Origin of the sequence: Alteromonas sp. NFXS44, from assembly GCF_040148705.1 — a bacterium.
GTDB lineage: Bacteria > Pseudomonadota > Gammaproteobacteria > Enterobacterales > Alteromonadaceae > Alteromonas.
The window spans coordinates 307,956-322,690 of sequence record NZ_JAGDEA010000012.1 but is presented as its reverse complement, the minus strand read 5'-3'; the positions used below and the strand labels follow the sequence as shown (position 1 = coordinate 322,690).

The window sequence follows — 14,735 nt, the reverse complement described above, 5'->3', positions numbered from 1 at the left end:
ACGGGGGACAGAGTCGCCGGCAATGTATTCTGCTGACCGGTCGAGCTTCTGTAAATGACTGACCTGACTTCGTTTTTCATTAAATTTTAATGACACTGAAAATTGCGGTATGGCTAATGCAATACTTTCGTATAAGACACGGGAAAACTCATCAGAGTGAACCGTTGCAAAATAAAACTTAACGACAGAAAAGTTGCCCTATAAAGCAATGCGAGGCCAGAAAATCATGCAAAAATATGCTTCATTAAGAACAATGCGTTTACAAGCGCCCAAAAATACAGATTTATCTTCTGTTTACGGGCATGCAATTAGCACTTTCACTCCTTTGTCAGACAAAGTGGTTGAGTTCGTCGGAAACTCTGTGGCGCAACGACGTGCACGTCGCTGGGCTGCTCAGGCGCAAACTAACAGGGTGCTTAACGCACTGTAAAGGTCCATTGCACCAAAACTGCCCACAGCTACCGCCCTTCCTCCGCTGTGGGCTTGTCTCATGTCCTATCACACCGTATCCTTGCTCCACAGCAAAATTCGTGATGTGACCATGTTTGATATCGTTTTATACCAGCCAGAAATTCCGCCCAATACCGGCAACATTATCCGTTTGTGTGCTAACACAGGCTTTTCCCTGCATTTGATAGAGCCTCTGGGCTTCGACTGGGACGATAAGCGTGTCAGACGTGCTGGTCTCGACTACCATGAATTTGCCGACGTAAAGCGCCACGCCAGTCTGGACGCTTATCTCGAAAGCGAACAACCGGCGCGCATTATCGCCTGTACCACTAAAGGTAAAGCGTTTCACAGTGATGTGAAATACCAGAAAGGTGATGCGTTAATCTTCGGCCCTGAAACCCGTGGTCTGCCCGACGAGTTTATTCAGTCCTTGCCCCCGGAGCAACGCGTACGCATCCCCATGTTGCCAGACAGCCGCAGCATGAATCTGTCCAATGCCGTGTCAGTTTTCGTTTACGAAAGTTGGCGGCAAACGGGATATGAAGGCGCAAGATAAAAATAATCTGATTGTCACGCCCCCGTCCAGCCTTGTCTGTGGACCACTGTGAAGTAATGTTAAGTTGTGTAAAGCCCGTAGTGTAAAGATGCGGGCTTTTGTATTTTAGGTATTTTCACTTAAGGAAAGACTGTGTTATCACCAGGATCCCACCGATGGGTAAAATGGCTTCTGTTACTGGTTGTCATTGCTGTACCCGCCTACGCTGCATGGAATATGTTCGCAGCACCCGCCCGTGACACCAGCGCATTTTTATTTTCGCAGGTTGGCCGCGGTACCATCGAAAAGAACATCATTGCAACGGGCCAACTGGAACCCAAACGTTACGTTGTCGTTGGTGCTCAGGTGTCCGGTCAGGTTGAGAAAATCCATGTGGAAGAAGGTGATGTGGTGGAAGCCGGCGATTTGCTGGTGGAAATTGATGCGACAGTTTTTGAAACACAGGTACAGAACGCGGAATTTGCGCTGGATGTGAAGAACGCGAACCTTGCCCAGCTTAAAGCTGAGCGGGAACTGGCATTGCTGCGTGAGAAACGGAACAATAATCTGTTTGATCAGGATGCAGTGAGTGCTGATACCGCTATCAGCAGCCGTATTGACGTCAAAGTACTGGATTCAAAAATTAAAGCCAGTATTGCGCAAATTAAAGCTGACGAAGCATCTCTGGCCGGTGATAAAGCGACACTGGGATTTGCAAAAATTTATGCGCCTATCAGCGGCACGGTAGCGTCTATTGCTGTACGTGAAGGACAAACATTAAATGCGAACCAGAACGCACCGGAGCTGCTGCAGATCTCAGACCTTACTACCATGACATTACGGGCAGAAGTCTCTGAAGCTGATGTGGAAAGTATTAAGCGGGGTATGCCGGTGTACTTCTCCACTATTGGTAATACCCGTAAAAAATATCACTCTGTAGTACGTCAGGTATTACCAACACCCACCATTATTAATGATGTAGTGCTGTATCAGGTGCTGGTGGATGTGGAAAACACCGAAGGTACGTTGATGGACTCTATGACTACCCAGGTTTTCTTTGTCGAAGAGAAGGAAGAAAATACCCTGGTAGTCCCGCTGGCAGCGGTTAAAGGACCTCCCCGTGATAAATTTGTCATGATCCGTGAGCAGGGCGAACTGGTAAGAAAGCCGGTAAAGACCGGGGTGAGCACCCGCACTGAAATTCAGATTTTATCCGGTCTGAATGAAGGTGACGAAATTGTTTCCGGACAGGCATCTGCCGCCGCAGGCACTAAAGATAATAACGACCGTGGTTTCGGCGGTCCCATGGGTGGTCCGCCTATGAGGGGGCCACGTGGCTGACGTACCTTTAATTGAACTGGCGAATGTAACCCGCAGTTATCAAACTGAAGGTACAGAAGTCAGGGCGCTGGACGGTGTCTCACTGCGGATCCAAAAAGGTGAGTTTGTTGCCATCATGGGGCAGTCCGGGTCCGGAAAATCGACCCTGATGAATATCCTCGGTTGTCTGGACACGCCCACATCAGGCAGCTATACCATTCACGGCCACGATGTGAATAAGCTGTCACAGGAACAGTTGTCAGCGCTGCGCCTGAAAACCTTCGGCTTCGTCTTTCAGCGTTATCAGTTACTCGCCAGCCTCACCGCGACGGAAAACGTTGCGCTGCCGGCAATATACAGTAACACCGATAAGAGCGTCCGTGAGGAGCGGGCATCAGCGTTACTGGCCAAGCTCGGGCTGGGTGACCGGCAGGATCACCGCCCCGGTGAGTTATCCGGTGGTCAGCAGCAGCGGGTATCTGTTGCCCGTGCACTGATAAACGGTGCTGAGGTTATTCTGGCTGATGAACCCACCGGCGCACTGGACTCTGCCAGCGGAGAGCAACTGCTCAATCTGCTGAAAGAACTGCACGGGGAAGGGGTTACCATCATTCTTATCACCCACGATCCGGCTGTGGCAGAATATGCTCAGCGTCAGGTGCATCTGCTGGACGGACAAATCGTGTCTGATTCGGGGGAAGCTGCTAAGCCGGCGACGACATCTGCTGCACATTCATCGTCGATAAAACCGTTTAAAAGTATTTCCGGCGTTGCAGCACTGGGTATGGCTTTTTCATCACTGCGGCTTAACTGGTTCCGTACCTTACTCACCCTGCTGGGGATCATCATTGGTGTAGCAGCGGTGGTCACCATGATGGCAATCGGGGAAGGGGGAAAACAGGACGTACTGAAGCGTATTGAAGCTATTGGTACCAACCTGATTTCAGTGCGGCCGGGCGGTAAAAATATGCGCAATTCCGGTGATGTAGCGACGCTGACTCTGGCAGATGCTGACGCATTACGTGATATTCCCGGCGTGACCTACGTTGCGCCGGAACGTTCTTCCCGCAATACCATGCGCTATGGGGAAAATGATTTCTCCGGCAGGATTAAAGGCTCCACGCCGGATTACCTTCACGTGAAAGATTGGGAAATGGCGCAGGGCGTATTTTTCACCACCGAAGACGTGAACAATTATGCACCGGTTGTGGTGATAGGTGATACGGTTGCTGAAACCTTATTTACCGATAAGATGCAGGCAGTTGGTAAGTACATACTTATGTCAAACAGCCTGTATCAGGTGATTGGTGTATTAAAATCGAAGGGCGCAACTGCCGGTGGTAGTGATCAGGATGACGAAGTGCTGATCCCCATCACAACAGGACGGTTAAAGGTTTTTGGCCGTGAATACCTGAGCGGCATCACAATTAAAGCTGCCAGTTCAGAAGTCGCATCAGATGTGAAGGATGCAGTCCTTGCTGTGCTTACCGAACGTCATGGTACAGAAGATGTGATGGTGTTTACCACTGACTCTCTGGTTGAGGCGGTTACCGAGACACAAAATACACTTACCTGGCTTTTAGCGTCTGTTGCAGCCATATCGTTATTTGTTGGCGGTATTGGTGTGATGAATATCATGCTGGTAAATGTGTCTGAACGTAAACGGGAAATTGGTCTGCGGATGGCCACCGGTGCCAAGCCGGCTGATATTCTCAAACAGTTCAATATTGAAGCCTGGGTGGTGTGTATTCTCGGCGGCTGTGTGGGCATTCTGCTCGGGTATCTGGTGATCCTAATCGTGTCTCAGTTTTCCATTTCAGTGGCTTATACACTGCTACCGCCTGTACTGGCATTTATTACATCGCTGCTGGTGGGCGTACTGTTCGGTTATGCTCCTGCACTCAAGGCGTCCCGCCTTAGCCCCATTGATGCGTTGTCAGAGGATTGAGTTTTGAAGAAATCAGGATGTTTGCTGATAGCAGCATTAATGACAGGTTGTGCTTATACGCCGTCAGACCTGGACGGACAAAAGTCAAAAGCACAGCCGGATGTTTTTGATATTTATACACAGGACGGCGCCGGCGTAGACATTGCGGAAAACTGGTGGAGTGTGTTTAATTCTGAGGGATTAAATGCACTTATGGTTCGCCTGGCAGACAGTAACCTGACACTGGAAGAAGCAGCACTGCGGCTGCAACGGGCTGAGCTGATTTTACGTCAGAGTCAGGCCGACAATATTCCGGATATTACTGCCAGTGCAAGCGGCCGCAGCGGAAAAACCTTCGATACCGGCACGGAGTCAAACAGTACATCCGGCAGTGTGGGCGTGAGTTACACTTTTGATGTATGGGGCAGTCGTGAAGCCACTCAGCTTGGCAATAAGCTGAGTATCGACAGCCAGCAGTTTAGCCGCCGCAGTGCAGCATTGCAGGTGCAGGGGTTGCTGACAAGCGAGTACTTTACCTTGTTGTCACTGGAGCAACGCCTTGTCATCGCAAAACAAAACTACGAAGCGGCTGATCAACTGTATAAGCTGGTGGACATTCGCTTTCAGGAAGGGGATGCGTCGGGTATTGAGGTGAGCCAGCAACAGAACACCATGATCAGTGCCCGTGGCGAACTGTTACGGGTGAATTATCAGGCTACATTGAGCCGCCGCGCCATTGCGGTTCTGTTGGGGGATGAAACCTTAACCGCCATCAGTGGTGAAGAAAAGCTGCTGTCATTTGTTCTGCCGGATATTGAATTGTATCAGCCGGCTGCGGTGTTAAAGCAACGTCCAGACGTGCAGATTGCGGATATTGCTTTGAAGCAGGCTGATATTGATGTGTATCTGGCAGGTATTCAGGGGCTGCCGGGATTAAGTCTGAGCGGTAGCTTGTCAGTCAGTGATTTGCTCGATCTGGCTTCCGGCTGGAGTGTGAGTGCCGCAATAAGCAGCGCCGCTACACTGTTCGACGGTGGCCGTATCGATGCCGGTAAGAAGATTGCCGATGTGGATCTGGCTCTGGCATGGAATAACTACCGCGCCACCACGTTAAGCGCATCTCAGTCACTGTTGGATTCGCTGGACAACTATGCATACCTGAAAGCGGCTTATGAACTGGATGTCGCTTCAATGGAAAACAACGCACGGTTATACCGGTTAGCTGAAATTCGTTACAAAGCCGGTGATATCGATTTTCTGAATTTGCTGAGTGCGCAACGAAGCTGGTTCTCGGCACAATTGTCGGTTATGACCAGTTATCAGCAGACCTTATCAGCTGCCGCAACGATTTATCAGGAAGCGGGTGGTAAGCCTGAACTGGTTACCTTGTAGTGGTTATATGAAAGGGGAAGAAAAGCGGGTAGCTGGTGCTACTCGCTTTTTAAATCTCTTGCCAGTAATGCCAGAGCGGCTTCTTTCGGCGGCTTACCGTGATAAAGCACAGCATATATTTGCTCACAAATAGGCATTTCCACGCCATATTGCTTCGCCAGTGCATGCACTTCTTCGGTATTGCGGTAACCCTCGACAACCTGGCCGATGTCACGCATGGCGGTGTCCACGTCTTTCCCTTGTCCCAGCGCAAGACCAAAACGGCGGTTTCTGGACTGATTGTCAGTACAGGTTAATACCAGGTCACCCAGACCGGCCATTCCCATGAAGGTTTCCGGTTGAGCACCCACTTTAACACCAAGACGGGTCAGTTCAGCCAGTCCCCGGGTAATTAACGCCGTACGGGCATTGGCACCAAAGCCAAGGCCATCAGCCAGACCTGCACCGATGGCGATAACGTTTTTCACTGCGCCGCCGAGTTGCACGCCAATGAAATCAGGATTTTTGTAAACCCTGAATGAACGGCTGCAATGCAGCTTGCGGGCAAAATCATCGACCAGCGATTCACAAGTGGACGACAGTGAAATGGCAGTTGGCAGACCTGCAGCCATTTCTTTTGCGAACGTCGGGCCGGAAAGTACTGCCAGCGGATAAGTATAACCCAATACATCCAGTGCAACGTCACGCAACAGTCTGCCGGTACCCGGTTCCAGACCTTTAGTAGCCCAGATCAGCCGGTGATCAGCTTTTAGCATCGGCTTGATGGTATTAAGTAAATCTTTAAAGGCATAGCTGGGAACGACAATAAGAATGTCGCGGCTGGCTGATACTGCTTTGGAAAGATCGGCTTCTACTGTCAGAGCATCGGGAAATTTGGCGCCGGGCAGATAACGGGCGTTTTCCCTGCTGTCTGCCAGTGCCTGCATGTGGGCTTCGTCGCGGCCCCATAACAACGTGGGGTTGTTATTTCTGGCCAGACAAAAAGCAAGGGCGGTGCCATAAGACCCCGCCCCCAATACGGTTACTGAACCGGTATTCATAAAAGAGTGACTTAAGCGTCTAGCTTCTGACCACCTTCCTGCGCTTGCTGTGCACGTTTCTGCATGTAAGCGGCGAAGATAGCGTCGAAGTTAACCGGAGCCAGGTTCAGAGCCGGGAATGTGCCACGGTTAACCAGATTTGAAATAGCTTCACGGGCATAAGGGAATAACAGGTTAGGGCAGTAAGAACCTAACAGAGGTGCTTTAGCCTGATCCGGCATTTCCGGTGCAATCGCAAAAATACCCGCCTGTTCTACTTCACACAGGAACGCGGTTTCTTCACCAACGGTCGCAGTAACGGTTACAGATAAAACAACTTCAAATGCATTTTCAGCCATTTTATTTGTAGACGTATCAATGTCTAATTTGATTTCCGGCTTCCATTCTTTCTGGAAGATAGCCGGCGCATTCGGAGATTCAAAAGAGATGTCTTTTGTGTAGATGCGTTGAATATTGAATTGAGGACCCTGGGCTTGCTGGCCTGCCTCTGCGCCATTGGTGTTCTGATTTTCTTCAGCCATGATAATTCCTGAATTAGTAAATACGTTCTTAACTTAAAATTATTGCGCTAACAGCGCATCGAGTTTTTGTTGTGATTCAAGAGCAAATAAGTCATCACATCCGCCCACATGGGTATCGTTGATAAATATCTGCGGTACTGTCCAACCGCCGTCAGCTCTTTCTATCATCACATCGCGAAGTTCAGGGTTCACATCAATTGCGATTTCCTCGAATGCTACGCCTTTTTGCGCTAATAATGCTTTAGCACGATGACAGTAAGGGCAATACCCCTTGGTATAAATTTCTACTTTACTCACAATCTGCTCCTGTGTTCCGGCCCGTTATTTGGCAACCGGAAGTCCGGCAGAGTTCCAGGCGTTCATGCCGCCTTTCAGCACTTTCACGTTTGCGAAGCCGGCTTTGTTCATGGCCGCTGCAATACCGCGTGCGCTGTTACCCATTGCACATACAACAATAATGGGTTTGTCTTTTACGTTTTCAAGCTTTTTGAAATCTTTTGCTCTGACTTCCTCAGGTTTCAGCTGGCGGGCACCGAGAATGTGACCGGTTTTAAACTCGTTAGGCGCGCGGGTATCAAAAACAACGGCGTCTTCTTTATTTACCAGCATGGTCATTTCGTGGGTGTTTACTTCTTTTACTGATGAAGTGAAACCTGTGACATAGCTGAAAATCAGCATTGCAACTAAGGCGACCCACGCACCGGCTAACAGCATATTATTACCGGCAAACTCTACGAGCTGTTCCATTCCTAAAACCCTTACTTTACATGGAAGACTAAAAATCGACTGCAAAGTATATAGAAAAACCGCACAGAAACCAGCCTGACGGCGCATCATTGAATTAGTCGATTGCAGATGAATCCTCTATCCCGTTGATATAGTATGGACTTTGAATCAGAGTCAGGTGCTGTCAGAGGCAAAGCAACGGGTGAGTGTACAAAATTTCAATCAGGCCGGTCCGTCCGGAAAGTCCGTTCGCGGGCCTCTTCTCAGTGTCCTATGCTGGCTGTGCCTGTTCACCGTGCTGCTACCTCAGGCTTATGCTCAGGAACAACAACAGGCAAAACTCGCTGAGTTACAAGCTGAACTTAAAGCCAGACAAGCGACACTGGCAGCCAATAAGGCGAATGCCGGTGAATTGCAGGCAGCGCTGAAGCAATCTGAACTTGAAATCGCCTCCACGGCCAAATCTCTCAATGATACCTCTGTACAACTGGCTGATAACCGTGAACAGCAAAAAAAGCTGGAAGCAGAACAGGAAGCGCTGAGAAAGGCCATTCTGCAGCAACAAACCATGCTGGCGAATCAGTTACGCAGTGCTTTCATGGCCGGTAATTATGATTATGCAAAGATGCTGTTTTACCAGGACGAAGCCAGTACCTTTGAACGCGTGCTGACTTATTATCAGTATCTGAGCAAAGCCCGCTCAAAGGAGATCACCACTTTCCGCTCGAATGTGGAACAGCTGGTTCAGGTTAATGAGGCGCTTTCGGAGAAAGCCAGAGCACTGAACAGCCTGCTGGCGGATCAGAAGTCTCAGCAGGCAGTGTTGCTGGCCCGTCAGGCAGATCGTTCTGAAACACTGAAAAAACTTAATCAAAAAATCGAGAGTGATGCTGCCAGAGTAGATGAGCTCAAGCAAAACGAAGAAGCGCTTGTGCGGGCCATTGATGAGGCGCGCCGTCGTGCGGAATCGGCGAAATCAGAACTGGCGGGTTTATCCGGCTACAAAGGGAAGTTGTTGAAACCGGCTTCCGGACGAGTACGCAAGCTGTTCGGAACCCGTCGTCAGGGGCAGGTGCGCTGGAAAGGCATTATCATTGAAGGTGCAGAAGGTACACCGGTGAGAGCCGTGTCTCATGGCCGTGTCCTTTATTCTGACTGGCTGCGTGGTTTCGGGCTGGTAGCCATTGTTGATCACGGGCAGGGCTATATGAGTGTGTATGGTCACAATCAGGCATTGCTGAAGCAAGCCGGAGATACGGTGGGCGATGGTGAAACGATTGCTTTAGTCGGACAAAGTGGCGGACAGAACTATCCTAATCTATACTTTGAAATCCGGCACAAGGGCAAAGCTCTTAATCCCTCAAGCTGGCTGGATCTCTGATATTCCGGCGAACTGAGCGGCCTCCTCAAAAATTGTTCAAAAAATGTCAAAAAAAGCGCATTTGAAATTTCATATTTCGAAGATCACTGTTATGCTCAATATGTATGGAATGCAATACTAAATAAATAACCCGTATGGACGCAGGGTAACAAAGGTCATAAGAACCTTATAATTACACTATTAAAATAATAGGCGTGCGCTTGCTAAAAATTTGTTTACTCAAAAGAACTGACCGTCAGTTGGTTGATTGGTTTGCGTTGTTTTTGGGTGTGTTGTTTGCACTCTTCTGTCTACCCGTCGCGGCTGCAAGTGTCCAACCAAAAGTCGTCGTTATTATCGACGATATCGGACATCGTTTCTCTGACCGCAGGGCGCTTGACCTGCCAAGAGAAGTGACGTTCTCGATTCTTCCTGATGCTCCCATGACTACTGAAATGTCCGAACTGGCTCATGCCCAGGGGCGGGATATAATGTTACACATGCCGATGGAATCCTTTGATGGCCAGGAAATGGGGCCTGACGGATTGCGCGTAGGTATGTTTGAAACTCAGATGGAACTTCAATTTGTCCGTGCAATGGAAAGTGTGCCTTATGCGATTGGCGTGAACAATCACATGGGAAGCAGGCTGACCAGCATGTTCAATCCGATGCGCTCTTTTATGGATTTGCTGAAGCAACGAAATTTATTCTTTGTAGACAGCCGTACATCCGTGAAAACTGTGGCGGAGGAAGCCGCATTGCACGCCGGGATCCCGGTAGCACGAAGGCATGTGTTTCTCGACCATGTCATCGACGAAGCGGCCATTGAAAAAGAGTTCGATCGTATGTTGCTGCTTGCCCGTGAAACGGGGACTGCTGTAGCCATTGCTCATCCGCACAGACTGACCATGAAAATCCTGCAAAAGCGTTTGCCTGAGCTGGAGGAAATGGGGATCAGACTGTCGACGGTCAGCGATTTATTCGAGCCTGAACCGGCGATGATGGCCCAGCAAAAGTCAGAGGACACGATGAGGCCACAGATGGTCGCGCCGAATTAATCCTTTTTTTGGGATTGTAATTTTGAATTTCGCCAAGACTGTTATATTATAACGTCCCTTTTGCTGGCGAGGCGAGAAATGTCCCGAATTCAGGATGCTGACAATCCGACTAAATTAGACAGGCTGGGTATATGGATATCCAGCTTGTGTGCGTTGCATTGTCTTGCTTTGCCTTTGTTGCTGCCGCTGATCCCGCTTATCGGCTCAACGTTCTTCGCGCAACTTTGGTTTGAGCGCACCATTCTTACTATTTCCATGCTGATAGGCGCTGTGGCACTGATTAACGGCGCGGTGCGTTATCACGGGCAATATTATCCGCTGGTTCTGTTATTTTCAGGCGGGGTTATTTACTGGTTCAAAGATATATTCGGGCACGACTACGAACCCTTTACCATTGCCACCGGTGCGCTGCTTATTGTTGCCGGCCACTGGATAAACATGCGTTTGTGCCGCCAGTGCCGCTGTTGCCGCAATACGGTACTATCTCAGCATCTCGCAAAATAACATCGTTAACACATCCGTCGCGTAGCATTCAGCGTTTCGCATGCTACGTCCGGCACATTGCTGAAAATCCCGTCCACGCCCCATTGCTGAAGTAACAGCATATCCTCAGGGTTATCCACAGTGTAGACGAACACCTTATAGCCCTCGGCTTTTGCCCGCCTGACATAACGTTCTTCAACGATATCCAGTGCAATGTGTAATGACCAGGGCTTTAGTGAGTCTGCGAACTGCAGTAAACCGGTATGGATACTGGCGGTAAGTGCACCGGTTTTCAGGTCCGGTCTGGCGCGGCTGATCTCTGCAAGCCATTGATGATTGAAAGACGATATCACCATGGAGTTTGTACTGGCGCCACTTTCTTCACAAGCGCGGTCAAAAGCGCTGAGCCAGCGGGAGGTGTCTGTCAGCCCTTTGATTTCAACATTGCATAATGCATCTTCAGGCAGGGTCGCCAGGGTTTCTGCAAGAAACGGAATACGCTCACCCTGACCGGCATCCAGTGAGCGCAGATAGTCTGTTGTTTGATCGGCAACCCGCCCCCGGCCATTCGTGGTTCTGTGTAACCAGCGGTCATGAAACACCACGATGTCATCGCCGATCTGATAAGTATCGAACTCAACACCGTGTGCTCCCATGGCGAATCCGAGCCTGAAGGCCAGCAACGTGTTCTCCGGTGCCGCCTTACTTGCCCCGCGATGAGCGAGTACTATCATTTACTTGTCCTGTTTATGGAGCCTTTGTGCGTTCATGGTTTCGTAGATGGAGGCTGATGTCACCAGTATGCCACCTATTAACGCTTTCCAGCCCGGAGACTCATGTAAAATTAGCATAGCCAGGATTACGCCGTACAGTGGCTGCATGCAGGCAATCAGAGAAAAAGTTTTTGCCCGCAAGTGGATGAGCGCGGTTGCTATAAGCGCGTGGGGTACTGCGGTAAACATGGAGCCGAGAACGGCCAGCAGCAACCATGTATCAAAGGTGGCATCACTGAGGTGTTCACTGGCAAAAGGCAGCAGGCAGGCTATCACCACCAGGATTTGCCAGGCCATGGCCTTCGCACCTGAATAGTGAGAAAAGTGCTGGCGGTGAAGTAAGTTTCTCAGGGCATAAAGCACGGCAGAAAAAATACCGGTCAGCACACCCAATGTCACCTCGTTCTCCAGCGATATTTCCGGCACCAGCAGCGCCACGCCCACAAAAACAATTAACGCACTGAAAAAGTCCTGCCAGACAAGCCGGATTTTCTCAAAGAAGGGTTCAATAAGAACGGTTATGACCGGGAAGGTAAACAGGGCAATCATACCCACTGCTACACCGGCGTATTGCATCGCCGCGAAGTAAGTAACCCAGTGCACGGCCATCAGACCACCCAGCAACAGGGCAATACCGTAATCACGTTTGTTGTTCAGTCTGAAGGTTTCACCGGCCAGACGCATGAATACAGCAAGGCACAGACAGGCAAATACCGAGCGCCCGAAAGTAATATCCGTTGCGCTCAAGGGAATAATATTTGAAAAAAGGCCTGTGCCGCCCAGTAAGATAACGGTGATATGAAGCGTTATCAGGCTTCGTTTAACAGGATCCACAATCAGGCAGATTTATTTGCCTTCGCATGGGCAAACACTTCCCCGAGGCGGGTAGTCATGCCTGCTTCCATATCATCAAATTCAATCTGGTCTTTTTCGAAGCAAACCACAATGGTAGAGCCAAGTTTAAAGCGGCCCATTTCATCGCCTTTTTCCAGTTTAACGGCTGCTTCATCATCGCTTTCGTATTGCCAGTGCTGCACGTTTTTACCAGCAGGCGGTGTCACTGTACCGGACCAGACGGTTTCGATACTGGCTACAATGGTTGCACCAACCAGCACCATGGCCATTTTCCCTGCCGGGGTGTCGAAAAATGCGATTACCCGTTCATTGCGGGCAAATAATCCCGGTACATTTTCAGCAGTCAGCGGGTTAACGGAGAACAGCTCGCCGGGTACATACACCATGTCTGTCAGTGTGCCTTCAACGGGCATGTGAATACGGTGATAGTCTTTCGGCGACAGATAAATGGTCGCGAACTTACCGTTTTTGAAAGGCTTTGCCAGTTCAGGTTTGCCACCCAGTAAGGTGGTAAGGCTGTAATTGTGGCCTTTCGCCTGAAAAATACTGTCCTGATGAATGTCACCAAACTGGCTGACTGCACCGTCAACTGCCTGGATCAGCACATCATCACCTTCTGCAATTTGACGGACTTCAGGTTTCAGCTGACGGGTGAAGAATTCATTGAAGGTTTTGTAGTGCTCCGGATGGGGATACAGCGCTTCGCTCATATCCACATTGTATTTCTTGATGAAAAATTTGATAAACGCTGTGGTCACGCCGCCGGCTTCAGCAGCCGCAAACTTACCAATCAGGCGGGATAAAAGATGCTTGGGCAAAATATATTGAAGGTTAACCTTGAACCAGTCCAGCACGGGCACTCCGAAAAATAATAGTTATCTAGTTTCTGTCGCGGATGATTGTACATCAAGTTGTAAACAAACGGATGCACTTTACCGTTATGGGCCATCAGTGTTTGATATAAGCGGAAGGGGAAAATGGATTAAAAGCGGTTAGCCCTTCTGTCCGGGAGCGGCGCTATCTTCGTGAACACGCCGTAAACACATCCCTGTGGGCTCGACTGCCGCATCCCTGCGGCAGACGGTTCACTCAGACAACACCGCCCCCGTTCGCGGGCTCCCCGTTTCGGGCATCCATTCTTTTACAATCTTTGCGCCAGATAGTTCACGCAGGCAATTCCGTCTCCGTGGCAGGAAGGGCTTACGGTTCTGTCATCCAAATCCGACTCTTCAGCGCTGTGCACGTATCAGCTTTTTTAAAACGGATTGGTATAGCTCGGGCGCTGTTCGTCCATGGTCGCCAGAATGCGGTGGTAGCTGTCGAAGCGGGCGCTGCTGATTTTGCCTTCTTCTACTGCTTCACGGATGAGGCAGCCGGGATCGTTCATGTGTTTGCAGTCGCGGAATTTGCAACCGCCCAGATAATCACGAAACTCTATGAAGCCGCGGGTGATTTGCTCTACCGGCATATGCCATAAGCTGAATTCCCGCACGCCCGGGGAATCGATAAGATCGCCTCCCTCAGGGAAATGAAGTAATTTTGCTGCGGTGGTTGTGTGCTGACCAAGACCGGAGTTGTCTGATATTTCACCGACCAGTTCATCGGCATCCGGCAGCACCTGATTGATGATACTGGATTTGCCCACACCGGACTGGCCTACAAAAACACTGACTTTGTCATTCAGACAGGTTTTCAGTTCGTCCAGGCCGTCACCGCGCTTGCAACTGGTATAAATCAATCTGTAACCCAGAGATTCATACACCGCCAGTTGCTGTTTTACCGTGTCGAATTCTTCGTCGCTCAGTAACTCGGTTTTGTTGAGGATCAGAACGGGGGCAATGCCGGTATCTTCGCAGGCAACCAGATAGCGGTCGATGATATTCAGGGATAAATCGGGCTTTACCGCACTGACAACAATGATCTGATCGATATTCGCGGCGATGGGTTTCACGCCGTCGTAATAGTCTGGCCGGGTAAGTACGGAACGGCGATCGCGGACGATTTCAATCACGCCACTGACACCGGACTCGTTTTCATTACCGGTGTCGAACAGGACATCATCACCGCAAACCACCGATTCGATAGTCCGGCGGATGTGACAGCGGTACACCGTACCCTGCTGATCTTCAACGTCTGCGTGCTTGCCGAAACGACCGACAACCCGGCCGGGGATCAGGTTGGCGGCATCAATCTGCTTTTCAGGATCAGATGCTTTATCTTTCAGCCGGCGGGCCCGGTTTGCTGCAACCTGGCGCTTCTGGCGGTGTGTCAGTTTTGGTTTTTTTGCCACGATTT

The 14,735-nt window shown here is 49.9% G+C and carries 16 protein-coding genes; 8 read left to right on the top strand and 8 right to left on the bottom strand.

Annotated elements, in window-relative coordinates; all coding sequences use genetic code 11:
- Positions 1-226 precede the first annotated feature (226 nt).
- The 5 genes from J3369_RS18605 to J3369_RS18585 all read left to right on the top strand — a co-directional run bounded on the left by J3369_RS18605 (position 227) and on the right by J3369_RS18585 (position 5,624).
- Positions 227-430, top strand: a complete 204-nt coding sequence (locus J3369_RS18605; RefSeq protein WP_349589745.1) for a hypothetical protein — start codon at positions 227-229, stop codon at positions 428-430.
- A gap of 111 nt (positions 431-541) precedes the next feature.
- Complete coding sequence (trmL, locus tag J3369_RS18600) at positions 542-1,006, top strand: tRNA (uridine(34)/cytosine(34)/5-carboxymethylaminomethyluridine(34)-2'-O)-methyltransferase TrmL (RefSeq protein WP_349591068.1); 465 nt, start codon at positions 542-544, stop codon at positions 1,004-1,006.
- 132 nt (positions 1,007-1,138) lie between these two features.
- Positions 1,139-2,326 (top strand): efflux RND transporter periplasmic adaptor subunit, encoded by a 1,188-nt coding sequence (locus tag J3369_RS18595; RefSeq protein WP_349589742.1) that lies wholly within the window; start codon positions 1,139-1,141, stop codon positions 2,324-2,326.
- Positions 2,319-4,253 carry a MacB family efflux pump subunit gene (locus tag J3369_RS18590; RefSeq protein WP_349589739.1) on the top strand — a complete coding sequence of 645 codons (1,935 nt, stop codon included), beginning with the start codon at positions 2,319-2,321 and terminating at the stop codon, positions 4,251-4,253. Before J3369_RS18595 ends, J3369_RS18590 begins: the two co-directional genes overlap by 8 nt.
- 3 nt (positions 4,254-4,256) lie before the next feature.
- Complete coding sequence (locus J3369_RS18585) at positions 4,257-5,624, top strand: TolC family protein (protein ID WP_349589736.1); 1,368 nt, start codon at positions 4,257-4,259, stop codon at positions 5,622-5,624.
- Positions 5,625-5,662: 38 nt separating this feature from the next.
- Here J3369_RS18585 and gpsA read toward each other — a convergent pair whose 3' ends face one another.
- The 4 genes from gpsA to J3369_RS18565 are packed head-to-tail and all read right to left on the bottom strand — an operon-like array spanning position 5,663 to position 7,932.
- Positions 5,663-6,664 carry an NAD(P)H-dependent glycerol-3-phosphate dehydrogenase gene (gpsA, locus tag J3369_RS18580; protein ID WP_349589734.1) on the bottom strand — a complete coding sequence of 334 codons (1,002 nt, stop codon included), beginning with the start codon at positions 6,662-6,664 and terminating at the stop codon, positions 5,663-5,665.
- Positions 6,665-6,675: 11 nt separating this feature from the next.
- Positions 6,676-7,185, bottom strand: a complete 510-nt coding sequence (gene secB, locus J3369_RS18575; protein WP_119502717.1) for a protein-export chaperone SecB — start codon at positions 7,183-7,185, stop codon at positions 6,676-6,678.
- Between the two features lie 39 nt (positions 7,186-7,224).
- Positions 7,225-7,482 carry a glutaredoxin 3 gene (gene grxC, locus J3369_RS18570; RefSeq protein ID WP_349589731.1) on the bottom strand — a complete coding sequence of 86 codons (258 nt, stop codon included), beginning with the start codon at positions 7,480-7,482 and terminating at the stop codon, positions 7,225-7,227.
- Between the two features lie 24 nt (positions 7,483-7,506).
- Positions 7,507-7,932 carry a rhodanese-like domain-containing protein gene (locus tag J3369_RS18565; protein ID WP_119502715.1) on the bottom strand — a complete coding sequence of 142 codons (426 nt, stop codon included), beginning with the start codon at positions 7,930-7,932 and terminating at the stop codon, positions 7,507-7,509.
- Positions 7,933-8,197: 265 nt separating this feature from the next.
- Here J3369_RS18565 and J3369_RS18560 point away from each other — a divergent pair, with 265 nt between their 5' ends.
- From J3369_RS18560 to J3369_RS18550, 3 genes are all read left to right on the top strand, one after another.
- On the top strand, positions 8,198-9,292 hold the full coding sequence (locus J3369_RS18560) for a murein hydrolase activator EnvC family protein (RefSeq protein ID WP_349591065.1): 1,095 nt from the start codon (positions 8,198-8,200) through the stop codon (positions 9,290-9,292).
- Between the two features lie 239 nt (positions 9,293-9,531).
- A complete protein-coding gene (locus tag J3369_RS18555; protein ID WP_349589728.1) occupies positions 9,532-10,329 on the top strand; it encodes a divergent polysaccharide deacetylase family protein in 798 nt (265 codons plus the stop codon).
- A gap of 78 nt (positions 10,330-10,407) precedes the next feature.
- On the top strand, positions 10,408-10,833 hold the full coding sequence (locus tag J3369_RS18550; protein ID WP_119502713.1) for a MerC domain-containing protein: 426 nt from the start codon (positions 10,408-10,410) through the stop codon (positions 10,831-10,833).
- 5 nt (positions 10,834-10,838) lie between these two features.
- On the opposite strand, the gene J3369_RS18545 is transcribed toward J3369_RS18550, so the two are convergent.
- From J3369_RS18545 to rsgA, 4 genes are all read right to left on the bottom strand, one after another.
- Entirely contained in the window at positions 10,839-11,546 is a 708-nt protein-coding gene (locus J3369_RS18545; protein ID WP_349589725.1) for a glycerophosphodiester phosphodiesterase, read from the bottom strand.
- On the bottom strand, positions 11,547-12,419 hold the full coding sequence (locus J3369_RS18540; protein WP_349589723.1) for a DMT family transporter: 873 nt from the start codon (positions 12,417-12,419) through the stop codon (positions 11,547-11,549).
- Positions 12,420-12,421: 2 nt separating this feature from the next.
- A complete protein-coding gene (asd, locus tag J3369_RS18535) occupies positions 12,422-13,294 on the bottom strand; it encodes an archaetidylserine decarboxylase (RefSeq protein ID WP_349589720.1) in 873 nt (290 codons plus the stop codon).
- A gap of 401 nt (positions 13,295-13,695) precedes the next feature.
- Positions 13,696-14,730 carry a small ribosomal subunit biogenesis GTPase RsgA gene (gene rsgA / locus J3369_RS18530; RefSeq protein WP_303571999.1) on the bottom strand — a complete coding sequence of 345 codons (1,035 nt, stop codon included), beginning with the start codon at positions 14,728-14,730 and terminating at the stop codon, positions 13,696-13,698.
- Between the last annotated feature and the right edge of the window lie 5 nt (positions 14,731-14,735).